Origin of the sequence: Kitasatospora cineracea (assembly GCF_003751605.1) — a bacterium.
Lineage (GTDB): Bacteria > Actinomycetota > Actinomycetes > Streptomycetales > Streptomycetaceae > Kitasatospora > Kitasatospora cineracea.
Genome location: NZ_RJVJ01000001.1, coordinates 1,821,265 through 1,836,152, shown reverse-complemented (window position 1 = coordinate 1,836,152; position 14,888 = coordinate 1,821,265). Strand labels below are relative to the sequence as shown.

Annotated in this window: 15 protein-coding genes and 1 tRNA gene; 7 read left to right on the top strand and 9 right to left on the bottom strand. The window is 73.2% G+C overall.

From position 1 onward, the window contains the following. Positions 1–110: 110 nt before the first annotated feature. On the bottom strand, positions 111–1,637 hold the full coding sequence (locus tag EDD39_RS08410; RefSeq protein WP_123554458.1) for an APC family permease: 1,527 nt from the start codon (positions 1,635–1,637) through the stop codon (positions 111–113). A 48-nt stretch (positions 1,638–1,685) separates the two neighbouring features. After that, positions 1,686–2,909, bottom strand: coding sequence for an amidohydrolase family protein (locus EDD39_RS08405; protein ID WP_123554456.1), 1,224 nt, complete (start codon positions 2,907–2,909; stop codon positions 1,686–1,688). Between the two features lie 179 nt (positions 2,910–3,088). Between EDD39_RS08405 and EDD39_RS08400 the strand changes: the two genes are divergently transcribed. Further along, positions 3,089–3,745 carry a GntR family transcriptional regulator gene (locus EDD39_RS08400; protein WP_123554454.1) on the top strand — a complete coding sequence of 219 codons (657 nt, stop codon included), beginning with the start codon at positions 3,089–3,091 and terminating at the stop codon, positions 3,743–3,745. A 147-nt stretch (positions 3,746–3,892) separates the two neighbouring features. After that, the gene (locus EDD39_RS08395; RefSeq protein WP_014136744.1) at positions 3,893–4,567 is read left to right on the top strand and encodes a Crp/Fnr family transcriptional regulator; all 675 of its coding nucleotides are present in this window, start codon (positions 3,893–3,895) and stop codon (positions 4,565–4,567) included. Between the two features lie 87 nt (positions 4,568–4,654). Here the strand turns inward: EDD39_RS08395 and EDD39_RS08390 are convergent, their stop codons facing one another. The 5 genes from EDD39_RS08390 to sp36 all read right to left on the bottom strand — a co-directional run bounded on the left by EDD39_RS08390 (position 4,655) and on the right by sp36 (position 7,487). Continuing rightward, a complete protein-coding gene (locus tag EDD39_RS08390; RefSeq protein WP_030461879.1) occupies positions 4,655–5,476 on the bottom strand; it encodes an MBL fold metallo-hydrolase in 822 nt (273 codons plus the stop codon). 40 nt (positions 5,477–5,516) lie between these two features. Further along, positions 5,517–5,708, bottom strand: coding sequence for a hypothetical protein (locus tag EDD39_RS08385; RefSeq protein WP_123554452.1), 192 nt, complete (start codon positions 5,706–5,708; stop codon positions 5,517–5,519). A gap of 108 nt (positions 5,709–5,816) precedes the next feature. Continuing rightward, positions 5,817–6,659, bottom strand: coding sequence for an NUDIX hydrolase (locus tag EDD39_RS08380; protein ID WP_123560253.1), 843 nt, complete (start codon positions 6,657–6,659; stop codon positions 5,817–5,819). A gap of 205 nt (positions 6,660–6,864) precedes the next feature. Continuing rightward, positions 6,865–7,329 carry a RidA family protein gene (locus tag EDD39_RS08375; protein WP_123554450.1) on the bottom strand — a complete coding sequence of 155 codons (465 nt, stop codon included), beginning with the start codon at positions 7,327–7,329 and terminating at the stop codon, positions 6,865–6,867. A 2-nt stretch (positions 7,330–7,331) separates the two neighbouring features. Then, the gene (sp36, locus tag EDD39_RS39425) at positions 7,332–7,487 is read right to left on the bottom strand and encodes a Sp36 family protein (protein WP_014136749.1); all 156 of its coding nucleotides are present in this window, start codon (positions 7,485–7,487) and stop codon (positions 7,332–7,334) included. Between the two features lie 163 nt (positions 7,488–7,650). Here sp36 and bagA point away from each other — a divergent pair, with 163 nt between their 5' ends. Both bagA and bagB read left to right on the top strand, forming a co-directional pair. Beyond that, positions 7,651–8,736 carry an ATPase BagA gene (bagA, locus tag EDD39_RS08370; RefSeq protein WP_369794987.1) on the top strand — a complete coding sequence of 362 codons (1,086 nt, stop codon included), beginning with the start codon at positions 7,651–7,653 and terminating at the stop codon, positions 8,734–8,736. After that, complete coding sequence (bagB, locus tag EDD39_RS08365) at positions 8,733–9,983, top strand: ATPase BagB (protein WP_425269665.1); 1,251 nt, start codon at positions 8,733–8,735, stop codon at positions 9,981–9,983. Before bagA ends, bagB begins: the two co-directional genes overlap by 4 nt. 57 nt (positions 9,984–10,040) lie before the next feature. On the opposite strand, the gene EDD39_RS08360 is transcribed toward bagB, so the two are convergent. Then, positions 10,041–10,364, bottom strand: coding sequence for a WhiB family transcriptional regulator (locus EDD39_RS08360; RefSeq protein WP_030919726.1), 324 nt, complete (start codon positions 10,362–10,364; stop codon positions 10,041–10,043). 401 nt (positions 10,365–10,765) lie between these two features. Here EDD39_RS08360 and EDD39_RS08355 point away from each other — a divergent pair, with 401 nt between their 5' ends. Next, complete coding sequence (locus EDD39_RS08355) at positions 10,766–13,006, top strand: transglycosylase domain-containing protein (protein WP_123554448.1); 2,241 nt, start codon at positions 10,766–10,768, stop codon at positions 13,004–13,006. 133 nt (positions 13,007–13,139) lie between these two features. Here the strand turns inward: EDD39_RS08355 and EDD39_RS08350 are convergent, their stop codons facing one another. Next, positions 13,140–13,595, bottom strand: coding sequence for a GatB/YqeY domain-containing protein (locus tag EDD39_RS08350; RefSeq protein WP_123554446.1), 456 nt, complete (start codon positions 13,593–13,595; stop codon positions 13,140–13,142). Positions 13,596–13,726: 131 nt separating this feature from the next. Here EDD39_RS08350 and EDD39_RS08345 point away from each other — a divergent pair, with 131 nt between their 5' ends. Both EDD39_RS08345 and EDD39_RS08340 read left to right on the top strand, forming a co-directional pair. Then, positions 13,727–14,671: a metallophosphoesterase gene (locus tag EDD39_RS08345; RefSeq protein WP_123554443.1), complete on the top strand. Its 945-nt coding sequence runs from the start codon at positions 13,727–13,729 to the stop codon at positions 14,669–14,671. Between the two features lie 88 nt (positions 14,672–14,759). Continuing rightward, positions 14,760–14,833: transfer RNA gene (locus tag EDD39_RS08340), tRNA-Pro, on the top strand. The last annotated feature ends 55 nt before the right edge of the window (positions 14,834–14,888 follow it).

The window sequence follows — 14,888 nt, the reverse complement described above, 5'->3', positions numbered from 1 at the left end:
TCGTCAGCGGACCGACGTTCGTCAACTGACGAACGTCCACCGATCGGCGCACGCCAAGGCAGCGGTGGCCGCCCCGGCACCGGGGCGGCCACCGCCGTGCGCGCGCCCGCTCAGTCGCGTTCGACATCGACCTCGGTCAGCCGGGCGAACCGCTCCGGGTCGGTGCGCCGGATCCGCCGGGCGACCAGCCAGCCGACCGCCGCGACCACCGGCACCGGCACCAGCAGCAGCCAGTTGACCAGGCCGGTGCGCCCGGTCAGCAGGTCGAAGTTGAACAGCGCGAGCACCGCCAGCACGGCCAGTCCGGCGGCCGCCAGCAGCGGCGCCCAGACCACCCGGAACGCCGACATCCCGCGCCGGTCGGTGCGGAAGAACGCGAACACCGCGACCGCCGCCAGCGCCTGCATCACCATGATGCCGAGCACGCCGACGCTGTTCGACCAGAGCAGGACCACCAGGTACGGGTCGACCGCGAGCACCGCGCCCAGGCCGATCACCAGCGCGTTGAACCCGGACTGCACCAGCACCGCCCGCCCGGGCGAGCCGGTCCGCGGCGACACCCGGCCGAGCCCGCGCGGCAGCAGGCCCTCGCGGCCCAGCGCGTACAGGTAGCGGGCGGCGGCGTTGTGGAAGGCCAGCGCGGAGGCGAACGCCGACACGATGATCAGCACGTGCATGGTGTCCGACAGCCACAGGCCGACGAACCGCTCGGCGGCCCGGAAGGTCAGGTCGGGGCCGCCGTCGGCACGGGCCTGGGCGACCGCGTCATCAGTGCCGTAGGCCCCCATCACGATCCAGGTGCCCAGGGCGTAGAACACCGCCAGGAAGCCGATGGCGATGAACGTCGCCCGGGGCACGGTGCGAGCCGGGTCGCGGGCTTCCTCGGCGTAGATCGCGGTCGCCTCGAAGCCGGTGAACGCGCCGATGACCAGCACGAACATGCCCGCCACCCCGGCTTGGGTGAGCAGTGACGGGTCGAAGGAGACCGGGTCGAGCGCGGCCGTCCCCCGGTCGGCCAGCACCCCGCCCTCCATCAGCAGCAGCGACAGCACCTCCAGCACCAGCGCCACACCGAGCACCTTCGCCGACAGGGTGACCTTCAGCCAGCCGAGCACGCCGACCACCGCCACGCAGCCGCCGGACAGCAGCCACCAGGGCACGTGCGCACCGGTCCGCTGCTCGATGTGGCCGGCCGCGAAGTAGCCGAACGCGGCGGCCACGCCCGGGGTGATCAGGTTGTAGCTGACCACCGCGACGTAGGCGGTGACCACGCCGAGGGTCCGCCCCAGCCCGCGCGCCACGTACGCGTAGAACGCGCCCGCGTTGCGCACGTACCGGCTCATCGCGGTGAACCCGGCGGCGAACAGCACCAGCAGCGCGCCCGAGATCAGGTACGCGGCCGGCGCGGACGCCCCGCCCACCCCGATGGCGAACGGCGCGATCCCGGCCAGCACGGTGAGCGGCGCGGCCGCGGCAACCACGAAGAACACCAGGTCAGTAGTACCGATCAGGCCCTTGGCCAGCCGGTCCGGAGACGCCGTGGACCGGCCGGACGCCGCAGACGGGTCGGACGCCGCGGACGGGCCGGGCGGTTCGGCCGGGGCGGCGGCCCGGTCCGCGGAGGGGGTGAGGGTCATGGTGGGGGGTCCTTCCGGGGTGCTGCGGATGTGCGTGGGGGAACTGCGCTACTGCGAAAGGGCGTCGGGCCGGTCCAGCACGGTGCGGCCGCGGTGCAGCACCAGCAGCCGCCCGGGATGCGCGGCGACGGCCTCGGGCACCGAGTGCGCGGCGACGGCCACCAGGTTCGCGGGCCGCCCGACGGCGATCCCGTACTCCTCGACTCCCAGCGCCCGGGCGGCGTGGCCGGTGGCGAACTCGGCCGCCAACGTGAGGTCCTGATCGGTCATCAGGTCACCCTGCAGGCCGATGACGGTGGTCCGCTCCAGCATGTCGCCGGTGCCGTACGGCCACCACGCGTCGCGGATGTTGTCGGAGCCGGCGAACACCAGCACACCCAGCTCGTGCAGCAGCTTCACCGGCGGCATGGTCCGGGTCGGGCCGTTGGTCATCACGGCCACCCCGGCCGCCGCCAACGCCGAGGCGGTGCGGGTGAGTTCGGGTTCGGCCAGCTGCCCCAGGCAGTACGCGTGGCTGACCGCGACCTTCCCGCCCAGGCCCAGCGCCGCGGTCCGCCCGGCGATCGCCCGCAGCTGCGCCGCGCCGGCCTCGCCGCCGTCGTGCAGGTGGATGTCGACGCCCGCGCCGTGCCGTTCGGCGAGGCCGAAGACCACGTCGAGCTGGCCGTCCACGTCGTTGTCGAAGCCGAACGGGTCCAGTCCGCCGATCAGTTCGGCGCCCTCGCGGAGCGCCGCGTCCAGCAGCCCGGCCACTCCGGGCTCGGCCACCACGCCGCTCTGCGGGAAGGCCACCAGCTGCACGTCGATCAGTTCCCGCACCCGCTCGCGCGCCTCCAGCACGGCGTGCAGGTGGTCCAGCCCGGTGTCCGGGTCGACGTCGACGTGCGAGCGGACGAAGCCGGTGCCCAGTGCGGCCATCCGGCGGGCCAGCGCCTCCGCCCGCTCCGCCACCGGGGTCTGCGCGGCGACCTCGCGGCGCAGCGTCCGCTCGGAGGCGATCTGCTCGCGCAGGTTCGCCGTGGCGCGGTGCGGCTGCCAGGGCGCGCCGAGGAAGGTCTTGTCGAGGTGGGCGTGCCCGTCGACCAGGGCGGGCAGCAGCAGTGCCCCGTCCAGTGCGGCCTCGCCCGGGCCCGGTTCGGCCCGTTCGCGCCCGGCCGGGACGGGGGTGAGCGCGGTGATCCGGCCGTCCGCGATCCGCAGGTCGGCCCGGGAGCCGTCCGGGAGGGTGGCGTCCAGCAGCAGGTGCGGGCCTGGTGGCGGGAGGGCGGTCACGGGGGCCTCCTGAGGGGGGTGGGTGCGGGCGGTCGGCGCGGGGGCCGTCCTGTCCGCGCCGGTCGGGCGGCCAAGCTATCTGGTATACCGAATACCAGACAAGAGGGCGGTCCGCACCGATCTGGAATGATCTGATCTACTGCCTGCTCCGTCCGCCCGCTTCCGCCTGGAGCCCCCCGATGACCGACACCCTCGGCGACGCCCACCAGTCGCTGGCGGACCTCGTCTACGTCCAGTTGCGCGAACGGATCATCGAGGGCGAGTACCCCGCCGGGCAGCGGCTGGTCGAACGCGAACTCGCCGACGGCATGGGCGTCTCCCGGATCCCGGTCCGCGAGGCCATGCAGCGCCTCGAACGCGAGGGCTTCCTCTCCGTCCAGGCCCGCCGCGGCGCCGTCGTCGCCGATTTCGGCCCCGACGAGGCCGAGCACTTCTTCGCCGTCCGCGAGTCCCTGGAGGCCCTGGCCGCCAGTCTCGCCGCCCGGCACGCGACCCCCGCCGGCATCCGCGGCCTCGAACGCATCCTGGCTCGCACCCGCAAGGCCGCCGAGGCCGGCCGGCTGCGCGAGACGGTCAGCCTGAACGCCGACTTCCACCGCGAGATCGTCGACCTCTCCGGCAACCCGCTGCTGCGCGACATGATGGCCCCGCTCGACGGCCGGCTGCGCCGCCTGTTCCGGCTCACCTCCGACGCCGAGACCAGCCTCCCGATGTGCACCGAGCACCAGCAGCTGCTCGACGCCATCAGGGCCCGCGACCCCGAGACCGCCGCCGCCCTCGCCCGCCACCACGTCGCCGGCACCCGCGCCTTCGCCCGGCAGGCCCTCGGCGAGTAGCTCCCCGGTGGCGCGAAACGCCTACCCGAACTGCGCGAATGGCCGCGTAGGCCCCACCCCGGCACACCCCCTCCTCATATGATCGGAGCGACATGCGTCATCCTTGGTGGTGAGTAGCACTGCCCAGACACCAGCAGGAGGAAGCTCGTGGACGACGTTCTGCGGCGCGCCGCGCTGTTCGCGGCACTCGACGACGACCAGGCTGCCGAGCTCCGCGCTTCCATGACCGAGGTGACGCTCGCCCGCGGTGAGTCGCTGTTCCACGAGGGCGACCCGGGCGACCGGCTCTACGTCGTGGTCGAGGGCAAGGTCAAGCTGCACCGGGCCTCCCCCGACGGCCGCGAGAACATGCTCGCCGTGCTCGGCCCCTCCGAGATGATCGGCGAGCTCTCGCTCTTCGACCCGGGCCCGCGCACCGCCACCGCCACCGCCCTCACCGAGGTCAAGCTCCTCGGCCTCGGCCACGGCGACCTGCTGCCGCTGCTGCACGCCCGCCCCGAGGTCTCCATCGCGCTGCTGCGGGCCATCGCCCGCCGCCTGCGCCGCACCAACGACGTGATGTCCGACCTGGTCTTCTCCGACGTGCCCGGCCGCGTCGCCAAGGCCCTGCTCGACCTCTCCCGCCGCTTCGGCGTCCAGTCCGACGAGGGCATCCACGTCGCGCACGACCTCACCCAGGAGGAGCTCGCCCAGCTGGTCGGCGCCTCCCGCGAGACGGTCAACAAGGCGCTCGCCGACTTCGCCGGCCGCGGCTGGCTCAAGCTGGAGGCCCGCGCGGTCGTCCTGCTCGACGTCGAACGCCTCTCCCGCCGCTCGCGCTGAACCCGGCCGACCGCACCGCGCCCGACCGCACCGCCAGGTGCCCCCGGGCGCGGTTCGGCGTTCCGGGGCCGCGGGCCGCGGGCCGCTTCAGATCAGGCCCCGGTCCTCCAGGTACGTGAGCTGCGCGCGCACCGAGAGCTCCGCCGCGGGCCACAGCGCCGGGTCGACGTCGGCGTACACCCGGGCGACCACCTCGGCGGCCGTCCGGCAGCCGGCCTCGACCGCGGTCTCGACCTGGGCGAGCCGGGCCGCCCGGTGCGCCAGGTAGTAGTCGACGGCGCCCAGCGCGTCCGCGAGGACGGGCCCGTGGCCGGGCAGGACGGTGCGGACGCCGTACTCGGAGGCCATCGTGTGCAGGCGGCGCAGCGAGTCGAGGTAGTCGCCGAGGCGCCCGTCGGGGTGGGCGACCATCGTGGTGCCGCGGCCCAGGACGGTGTCGCCGGTGAGGATCGCGCCGTCCGCGGGCAGGTGGAAGGTCAGCGAGTCGGAGGTGTGCCCGGGGGTGGCGACGACCCGCAGGTCGAGGCCGCCGACGTCGAGGCGCTGCCCGCCGTGCAGGCCCTCCTCGCCGAGCCGCAGCGCCGGGTCGAGGGCGCGGACGGGCGTGCCGGTGAGTTCGGCGAACCGCGCGGCGCCCTCGGCGTGGTCGGCGTGGCCGTGGGTGAGCAGGGTGAGGGCGATCCGCTTGCCCTGCTGCTCGGCGGTGTCGACGATCCGGCGCAGGTGGGTCTCGTCGAGCGGGCCGGGGTCGATGACGGCGGCGAGGTCGGAGCCGGGTTCGGAGAGCAGCCAGGTGTTGGTGCCGTCCAGCGTCATCGGGGACGGGTTGGGGGCCAGCACGCACTGGGCGCGCGGGGTGGCGACCCCGCCGACGGCGTCGGCGGGGTCGCCCGGGAGCAGGCCGCTCACGCGGTGTCCTCGGGGTCGTTCGCGGCGGCCCGCGCCGCGCTCACTCGGAGTCCCGTTCGGCGCGGCTGAGCCGGCGGGCCGGCAGCGGGCGGAGCAGGGCCCGGCCGGGCAGGGCGCGGGTGAGCGGGCGGGCGGTGTCCCAGGGCGCCGTTCCGTCGCAGGCGGCGGCGCGGGGGGTGACGGTGCGGGCGGGGGTGGCCGAGGTCCGGCGAGCCACGTCGTTGTGGGTCATCGGAGTCTCCTTCCGAGGTCAGAACGTCAGAGCGTCAGGACGGTGGGCGTGTTTCCGGCAGCGGTACGGTCCGGCACGGGGCCGGGTGATCGTTCCGGGGGAAGGTTCTCACGCCGGGAACACGCCGTCGATAGTCAGCTCGTCATACCCGTCCCAGCGCACCGTCATGCGGTTCCCGACCACCTCGGCGCGGCCCAGCACCCGGTCCACCGTCCGGCCCGCCGCGGCGGCCGGCGCCTCGGCCGCGGTGCGCAGCGGCAGCAGCTCGCGCAGCACGGTGACGGTCGGCGGCAGCATCCCGAACTCGCCCGCCTCGAACCCGGCCACCGCCGCGGCCGGGGTCAGCCAGGCGACCCGGTCGGCCTCCCCGACGGTGTCCGCGGCGGCCTGCCCGGGCGGCAGCGCGGCCACGAAGAACCAGGTGTCGAAGCGGCGCTCCTCGAACTCCGGGGTCACCCAGCGGGCCCAGGGCGCCAGCAGGTCGCTGCGCAGCACCAGCCGGTGCTCGGTCAGGAACTCGGCCAGCGAGAGCTCGTGGCGCTCCAGCGCGGCCCGCTCGGCCGCCCAGTCCCGGGGTTCGACCAGCGTGCCCGCGTCCGGCCCGGCCAGCAGCACCCCGGCTTCCTCGAAGGTCTCCCGGACGGCCGCGCACAGCACCGCGCAGGCGGTCTCCCCGTCCACCCCGAGCCGCTCGGCCCACTCCTCGACCGTCGGCCCGGCCCACGGCGGGCGCACCTCCCGGTCCCGCGGGTCGACCCCGCCGCCCGGGTAGGCGTACATCCCGCCGGCGAAGGCCATCGTGGTGCGCCGGCGCAGCAGGTACGCCTCCGGCCCGGCCGCGCCCTCGCGCAACAGCACCACGGTGGCGGAGGCCCGGGGCGGGGCGGGGACGAGCTCCCCGGCGGCCAGGGCGCGGATTCGGTCGGGCCAGGACTGCGGCATCTCCAGCATGTTCACGGATGTTAACCGCCGTCGCCGCGCACGCGAAGGGCCCGCCTCACCGAGGCGTACCGCAGCGCGGCCGCCGGCACCGCCGCCGAGCACGCGAAGGGCCCGCCACCGCGCACGGCGACGGGCCCCGCCCGAACCTCCCGGCCGGTGACCGACCAGCACCGGTCAGCACCGACCGGTTCAGGTCAGTTCCGCTCGGTTCCGGTCAGTCCCGGACCCGGACCATCAGTTCGACCTCGACCGGCGCGTCCAGCGGCAGCACCGCAACGCCGACCGCGCTGCGGGCGTGCACGCCGCGCTCGCCGAAGACCTTGCCCAGCAGTTCGCTGGTGCCGTTGACCACGCCGGGCTGGCCGGTGAAGTCGGGGGCGGAGGCCACGAAGCCGACCACCTTGACGACCTGCTCGACCCGGTCCAGGTCGCCGACCACGGACTTGACCGCGGCCAGCGCGTTCAACGCGCAGACCTGCGCCAGCTCCTTGGCCTCCTCCGCGGTGACCTCGGCCCCGACCTTGCCGGTCAGCTGGAGCTTCCCGGACACCATCGGCAGCTGACCGGAGGTCAGCACGTGCACGCCGTCGCGCACCGCCGGGACGTACGCGGCGACCGGGGCGGCGACCTCGGGCAGCGTCAGCCCGAGCTCGGCGAGCTTCTGCTCGACCTGGCCCATGACTACTCCTTCTCGCGCTTGAGGTACGCGACCAGCTGCTCCGGGTTCGGCCCGGGGACGACCTGGACGAGCTCCCAGCCGTCCTGGCCCCAGGTGTCGAGGATCTGCTTGGTGGCGTGCACGAGCAGCGGCACGGTGACGTATTCCCACTTGGTCATGGGGGTGACTCTAGCCGCCCGGGCCGGTGTGAGGTGGGACACAAAGCGGGCATGATTCGCCGGGGCCACCGGGATGCTCCCGGCATCCGGAGCGCTCGCTGGTTACCCTCGCGGTGAGGGGCGCCGCGGGCCCCCGGACGAGAGCGACGGACGGAGAGCGGGCGTGGCGGGCACCAGCGGTACGGCGGGGCCGACCGAGCAGGCACCGCCGCGCGAGCCGGACTGGGAGGGCGTCCGGCTGCACGTGGTCAGCGGCAAGGGCGGCACCGGCAAGACCACGCTGGCCGCCGCACTGGCCCTGGCGCTGGCCGCCGACGGGGGCCGCACCCTGCTGATCGAGGTGGAGGGCCGCCAGGGCATCGCCGAGCTGTTCCAGATCGCCGCGCTGCCGTACGAGGAGCGCCGGGTCGCCACCGTGACGCCCGCCCAGCTCGGCCTGCCCGGCCGGGGCCACGGCGAGGTGCACGCGCTGGCCATCGACACCGAGCAGGCGCTGCTGGAGTACCTCGACATGTTCTACAAGCTGGGCCGGGCCGGGAAGGCCCTGCAGAAGGTCGGCTTCGTGGACTTCGCCACCACCGTCGCCCCGGGCGTGCGCGACGTGCTGCTCACCGGCAAGGCCTGCGAGGCGGCCCGCCGCAAGGGCCCGGACGGGCGCCGCCGCTACGACGCGGTGGTGATGGACGCCCCGCCGACCGGCCGGCTGACCCGCTTCCTGAACGTCAACTCCGAGGTCGCGGGCCTGGCCCGGATAGGGCCGATCCACTCCCAGGCGCAGGCGGTGATGCGGGTGCTGCGCTCCCCGGAGACGGCGGTGCACTTCACCACCCTGCTGGAGGAGATGCCGGTGCAGGAGACGGTGGACGGCATCGCCGACCTGCGCGAGTCCGGCCTGCCGGTCGGCGGCGTGCTGGTCAACATGGTGCGCCCGCCGATACTGGACGCGGCTGCGGTGGCGGCGGCCGACGGCGACCACCGCGAGGAGGTCGCGCTGGCCCTCGGCGAGGCCGGCCTGGGCGGGCGCTCGCGCAAGCCGGAGACCGTCCGGGCGCACGTCGAGCCGCTGCTCGACCCGCTGCTCGAACAGGCCAGGGAGCACGCCGAGCGGGTCGAGCTGGAGCGCGCCCAGCGCGCCGACCTCCAGCAACTTCGGCTCCCCACCTACGAGTTGCCGCTGATCGGCGAGGGCATGGACCTGGCCGGGCTGTACCGGCTGGCGGGCGAGCTGAAGCGGCAGGGAGCGGCGTGAGCCCGGGGAACGGCGCGGGCACGGCAGGCGGCGCGCCCGCAGCGGGCGACGCGACGACCGCGACGACGGGGAGCGGCATGACCGGGCTGGACATCGACACCCTGATCGACGACCCGCGGACCAGGATCGTGGTCTGCTGCGGCTCCGGCGGCGTCGGCAAGACCACCACCGCAGCCGCGATCGGCCTGCGCGCCGCCGAACGCGGCCGCCGCGTCGTGGTGCTGACCATCGACCCGGCCCGCCGGCTGGCCCAGTCGATGGGCCTGAGCGAGCTGGACAACACCCCGCGGGTGGTCGAGGGCACCCGCGGGAAGGGCGAGCTCCAGGCCATGATGCTGGACATGAAGCGGACCTTCGACGAGGTCGTGCTGGCCCACGCGGAGCCCGACCGCGCCAAGGCGATCATGGACAACCCGTTCTACCAGTCGCTGTCGGCCGGTTTCGCGGGCACCCAGGAGTACATGGCGATGGAGAAGCTCGGCCAGCTCCGGGCCGAGGACCGCTGGGACCTGATCGTCGTCGACACCCCGCCGTCCCGCTCCGCGCTGGACTTCCTGGACGCCCCGAGCCGCCTCGGGTCCTTCCTGGACGGCCGGGTGATCCGGCTGCTGACCGCCCCCGCCAAGGTCGGCGGCCGGTCCGCGATGAAGTTCCTGAACGTCGGCATGGGGCTGATCAGCGGCACCCTCGGCAAGATCTTCGGCGCCCAACTGCTCACCGACATCCAGACGTTCGTCTCCGCGACGGACTCGATGTTCGGCGGATTCCGGGAGCGCGCCGACCGCACCTACCAGCTGCTGAAGGCCGAGGGCACCGCGTTCCTGGTGGTCGCCGCCCCGGAGCGGGACGCGCTGCGCGAGGCCGCCTACTTCGTCGACCGGCTGGCCGACGACGACATGCCGCTGGCCGGCCTGGTGCTCAACCGGGTGCACTCCACCGGCGCCCCGCAGCTCACCGCCGAGCGCGCGCTGGCCGCCGCCGAGGCCCTGGAGGAGAACGGCACCCCGCACGCCACCGCGGAGGCCGAGACCCTGGCCGCCGGGCTGCTGCGGCTGCACGCCGAGCGGATGCAGATCATGACGAGGGAGCGGCGCACCCGCAACCGCTTCGCCTCGGTCTACCCGGACGTGCCGATCGTCGAGGTGCCCGCCCTCCCCGGCGACGTCCACGACCTGGACGGCCTCCGGTCCATCGGCGACCGGCTCGGCTCCCCCGCCCGACCCGCCGGGCCCGGCGCCCCCGCCTGACCCGGTGGACCCGCGGGAGGGCCGATGGCCCGCCCGACGAAGCTTCCTGACGTCGCGTCAGACCGCCTGGGCGTAGTCCCGCAGGACCACCCCGGTCGCCAGCGACTCCTCGTACTCGGTGCGCGCGGTCTCCAGCAGCCGGCGCCAGGAGTCCACGGTCGGCCGCCGGCGCAGCAGCGCCCGCCGCTCGCGCTCCGTCATCCCGCCCCAGACGCCGAACTCGACCCGGTTGTCGAGCGCGTCCGCGAGGCACTCGGTGCGCACGGGGCACCCGCTGCACACCGCCTTGGCGCGGTTCTGCGCCGCCCCCTGCACGAACAGTTCATCCGGATCGCTCGTGCGGCACGCCGCCTGCGCGCTCCAGTCGTCCACCCAGCCCATCCCGGCGCCGTCCTCTCCCGATTCGGGGCTCCCCCACGGCGGCAACGGCATATTCACCGTTGCCAGTTGAGGACGTTACGGAAGAACGGCACAGCGCAACAGCCCCTGTGTGCCCAATCTCGAATGACCCGATCGGACTATGGGTGTCCAGTAGCTCACTCGTTGGAGTGATTGCAGGTCGGGGGCCTTGCCGGGGGTGGAAAGGGGCCTTTTCGTCACGGTGCGCGACGGCGGCCCGCTGCACACCCGCCCGGATCACGGACATAATCCCGCGAATCGGACAAAGCTCATCACTCACAAGAGTGATGACGATGAACAGAGCGAAGCTGTCGCAGTTCTGTGACAAGCGTAGGCGAACACCTGCCCCCTTGTACGGGATTCCGAGACGTAGGGTTCTCCCCATGGCACCTACGCGATCCACCGGCTCCCTCTTGGACAAGGCAGGGCACGGCGTCAAGTTCCTCGGCGGCTCGATCCTGGCCGGCGTCCTGGTCGCCGGCATGGCCCTGCCCGCCGTCGGCGCGTTCGGCCTGACCGCCAAGGACACCGCCGAGTCGTTCGACAACATCCCGGACGACTTCAAGCAGCCCCCGCTCTCCCAGGTGTCGATGATCTACGACGCCAAGGGCGGCCTGATCGCCAAGGTGTACGACCGCGACCGCACCATCCTCACCGCCGAGCAGATGGCCCCGGTGATGCGCCAGGCCCAGGTCGACATCGAGGACGCCCGCTTCTACGAGCACGGCGCCATCGACCTCAAGGGCGTGCTCCGCGCCGTCACCAAGAACGCCGAGTCCGGCACCACCGCGCAGGGCGCCTCCACGCTCACCCAGCAGTACGTGAAGAACGTCTTCGTCGAGCAGGCCGGCGACGACCAGGCCGCCTTCCTCGAGGCCACCAAGAAGAGCCTGGGCCGCAAGATCCAGGAGCTCAAGTACGCCATCAAGCTGGAAGAGGACCTGAGCAAGGACCAGATCCTCACCAACTACCTGAACATCACGTTCTACGGCCACCAGGCGTACGGCGTCGAGGCCGCCGCCAACCGGTACTTCAGCAAGAGCGCCAAGGACCTCACCGTCCCCGAGGCCGCGATGCTGGCCGGCCTGGTGCAGAACCCCACGGCGTACGACCCGATCGCCCACCCGCAGGCCGCGCAGACCCGCCGCAACACGGTGATCAACAAGCTGCTCGAGTACAAGCACATCACCCCCGAGCAGGCCAAGGACGCGCTGGCCGCGCCGCTCGGCATCAAGTACTCCGAGCCGCAGAACGGCTGCATCACCGCGGACAAGGGCATGGGCTTCTTCTGCGACTACGTGCGCCACGTGATCAAGCAGGACCCGGCGTTCGGCGCGACCGCGGCGGACCGTCAGAAGCTGTGGTCCCAGGGCGGGTTGAAGATCAACACGACCATCGACCCGGACAAGCAGGGCGCCATGTACAACGCGGTCACCAAGAAGGTCTACGTGACCGACCCGGTGTCCGCCGCCGGCACCATGATCGAGCCCGGCACCGGCAAGATCCTCGCCATGGCCCAGACCCGCCCGTACGGCCTGGACACCTCGAAGAACCAGACCGTGCTGAACCTCAACGTCGGCGCGTCGATGGGCGGCGGCAACGGCTTCTCCCCCGGCTCGACCTTCAAGCCGATCGTGGCCGCGGCCGCCCTGGAGTCCGGCATCCCGATCACCCAGGAGTACCCCTCGCCCTACAGCATGGAGTACCCCAAGATGACCACCTGCGAGGGCACCACCCACGACCCGCAGACGCTGACCAACGAGTCCAGCAGCGAGCACGGCCCCTACAGCCTCCAGATCGCCATGCAGAAGTCGGTCAACACCTACTTCATCCAGCTCGAGCAGCAGATGGGCCTCTGCCCGGTGAAGCAGATGACCGACAAGCTCGGCCTCGGCACCCTGGCCAACGGCACCAAGATCCAGCAGGTCGCCTCGATGACCCTGGGCACCCAGGAGGTCAGCCCGCTGCAGATGGCCACCGCCTACGCGGCGTTCGCGGCCCGCGGCCTCTACTGCTCGCCGATCGCCATCACCTCGGTCACCGGCGGCGACGGCAAGGAGATCCACGTCCCGGGCGCCAACTGCAACCAGGCGATGTCCCAGACCACCGCGGACGGCATCAACACCCTGCTGCTCGGCGTGACCGAGAAGGGCACCGGCTCCGCCCTCGGCCTCGACGACGGCCGCCAGATCGCCGGCAAGACCGGCACCACCGACAACCGCTACGCGGCCTGGTTCACCGGCTACACCCCGAACCTGTCCACCTCGGTCTGGCTCGGCGGCGTCGGCGGCAACGTCTCGATGCGCAACATCCGCATCGGCGGCAAGCCCTTCAGCGCGGTCTACGGCTCCGACGGCCCCGGCCCGATCTGGCAGAAGGCCATGAACGACGCCCTGGACGGCAGCCCGGCGGCCAGCTTCCAGAAGGTCGACATCCCGCAGCCCACCCAGCCCCCGGCCACCCCCGACCCCGGCGACAGCCCCTCCGCCCCCTCCGGCGACAACGCCCAGGGCGGCGGCAACGGCTGGCCCACCGGCGGGAACACCGGCGGCGCCGTCAACGGGGGCTTCACCCTCCCGCCGAACGTCATCGGCGGCAACACCGGCAAGCCCGGCCGCCACTGACCGGTCGAACACGCGGAACCGCCCGCAGGGAGATGTTCTCCCTGCGGGCGGTTCCGCGTTCCGGCCGCTCCCGGCCGGTTCCTGTCGGCTCGGTGCCGGTCCCTGTCGGCCCCTGTCGGCCCCGCGTCGGTCCTCAGCCGGCCAGCGCGGCCTTCACCGCGGCGGCCACCCGGCCGCCGTCCGCCTTGCCCTCCACCTGCGGACGCACCAGCTTCATCACCGCGCCCATGCCCTGCGGCCCGCTCGCCCCGGACTCCGCCACCGCGGCGGCCACCACCGCGGCCAGCTCCTCGTCCGTCAGCTGCTTCGGCAGGTAGGCGTCCAGCACCTCGCCCTCGGAGCGCTCCCGGGCGGCCTGGTCGGCCCGGCCCGCGCCCTCGAACGCGTCCGCGGCCTCCCGGCGCTTCTTCGCCTCCTTGCCGATCACCTGCAGCACCTCGGCGTCGGACAGCTCCTTCTTCTGCTTGCCCGCCACCTCCGCGCTGGTGACCGCGGACAGCGTCAGCCGGAGGGTGGACGAGCGCAGCTCGTCCCGTGCCTTGATCGCAGCCGTGAGGTCCTCCTGCAGCTGCTCCTTGAGCGTCGTCATGCCGCCGATTCTGGCACCTGCCCCGCCCCGACGCCGCTCCTTTACCTCCCGCCCCGCCCCTGACGCCCCGTCAGCGCCTCCCGACCCCGGGCCGCCGTCGGCCCGTTCGACCCGTCTGCGACCATGGACCGATGCGACCGCTGTACTCCGTCCCGCTCGGTGTCGCCGCCACCGGCGCCGCCTGTCTCGTCTACGCCGCCGGGTACGAGGTCCGCTCGTTCCGCCTGCGCCGCGTCGAGGTCCCGATCCTGCCCGCCGGCGCCCGACCGGTCCGGATCCTCCAGGTCTCCGACATCCACATGGTCAACGGCCAGGCCAAGAAGCAGCGCTGGCTGAAGAGCCTCGCCGGCCTCCGCCCCGACCTGGTCGTCAACACCGGCGACAACCTCTCCGACCCGCTCGCGGTCCCCGCCGTCCTGGACGCCCTCGGACCGCTGATGGACTTCCCCGGCGTCTACGTCTTCGGCTCCAACGACTACTACGGCCCCGCCCGCAAGAGCCCCACCCGCTACCTCAAGGCCCTCCGCAGCGGCGTCCACGGCCTCAACAACCCCGACGGCACCGGCCGCCGCGGCATCACCGGCGCCGTCCACAACCCCTGGCAGAAACTCCGCGACGGCTTCGACCAGGCCGGCTGGCTCGACCTCAACAACGCCCGCGGCCGCCTCGCCGTCGCCGGCCTCGACATCGAGTTCACCGGCCTCGACGACCCGCACATCCGCCACGACCGCTACGCCGCCGTCGCCGGCGGCCCCTCCCCCGACGCCGACCTCTCCCTCGCCGTCGTCCACGCCCCCTACCTCCGCACCCTCGACGCCTTCACCGCCGACGGCTACCCCCTGATCCTGGCCGGCCACACCCACGGCGGCCAGCTCTGCATCCCCTTCTACGGCGCCCTCGTCACCAACTGCGACCTCGACGCCGACCGCGTCAAGGGCCTCTCCACCCACACCGCCGCCGGCCACCGCTCCCACCTCCACGTCTCCGCCGGCTGCGGCACCAACCGCTACACCCCCGTCCGCTTCGCCTGCCCCCCCGAAGCCACCCTCCTCACCCTCACCCCCACCCCGCGCTGACCAGCCCCGAAACCGGATTTCGTCTCTGGCCCCACCTCCTGTAGAGTTCTACTCGTTGCGCCGGACACGGAAGGCAACAACGCAGGACCGGGGTATAGCGCAGCTTGGTAGCGCGCTTCGTTCGGGACGAAGAGGCCGTGGGTTCAAATCCCGCTACCCCGACTTCGTAACACCAGCTGGGGCCGGTGACTCGCAAGAGTCACCGGCCCCAGCTGTT

Bases quoted from the DNA above. Each gene is read 5' to 3' on its own strand.
- sp36 (WP_014136749.1), bottom strand. From the start codon at position 7,487: ATGACCAAGTGGGAATACGTCACCGTGCCGCTGCTCGTGCACGCCACC.
- EDD39_RS08360 (WP_030919726.1), bottom strand. From the start codon at position 10,364: ATGGGCTGGGTGGACGACTGGAGCGCGCAGGCGGCGTGCCGCACGAGC.
- EDD39_RS08380 (WP_123560253.1), bottom strand. From the start codon at position 6,659: ATGCTGGAGATGCCGCAGTCCTGGCCCGACCGAATCCGCGCCCTGGCC.
- EDD39_RS08355 (WP_123554448.1), top strand. From the start codon at position 10,766: ATGGCACCTACGCGATCCACCGGCTCCCTCTTGGACAAGGCAGGGCAC.
- EDD39_RS08400 (WP_123554454.1), top strand. From the start codon at position 3,089: ATGACCGACACCCTCGGCGACGCCCACCAGTCGCTGGCGGACCTCGTC.
- EDD39_RS08385 (WP_123554452.1), bottom strand. From the start codon at position 5,708: ATGACCCACAACGACGTGGCTCGCCGGACCTCGGCCACCCCCGCCCGC.
- EDD39_RS08345 (WP_123554443.1), top strand. From the start codon at position 13,727: ATGCGACCGCTGTACTCCGTCCCGCTCGGTGTCGCCGCCACCGGCGCC.
- EDD39_RS08350 (WP_123554446.1), bottom strand. From the start codon at position 13,595: ATGACGACGCTCAAGGAGCAGCTGCAGGAGGACCTCACGGCTGCGATC.
- EDD39_RS08375 (WP_123554450.1), bottom strand. From the start codon at position 7,329: ATGGGCCAGGTCGAGCAGAAGCTCGCCGAGCTCGGGCTGACGCTGCCC.
- EDD39_RS08410 (WP_123554458.1), bottom strand. From the start codon at position 1,637: ATGACCCTCACCCCCTCCGCGGACCGGGCCGCCGCCCCGGCCGAACCG.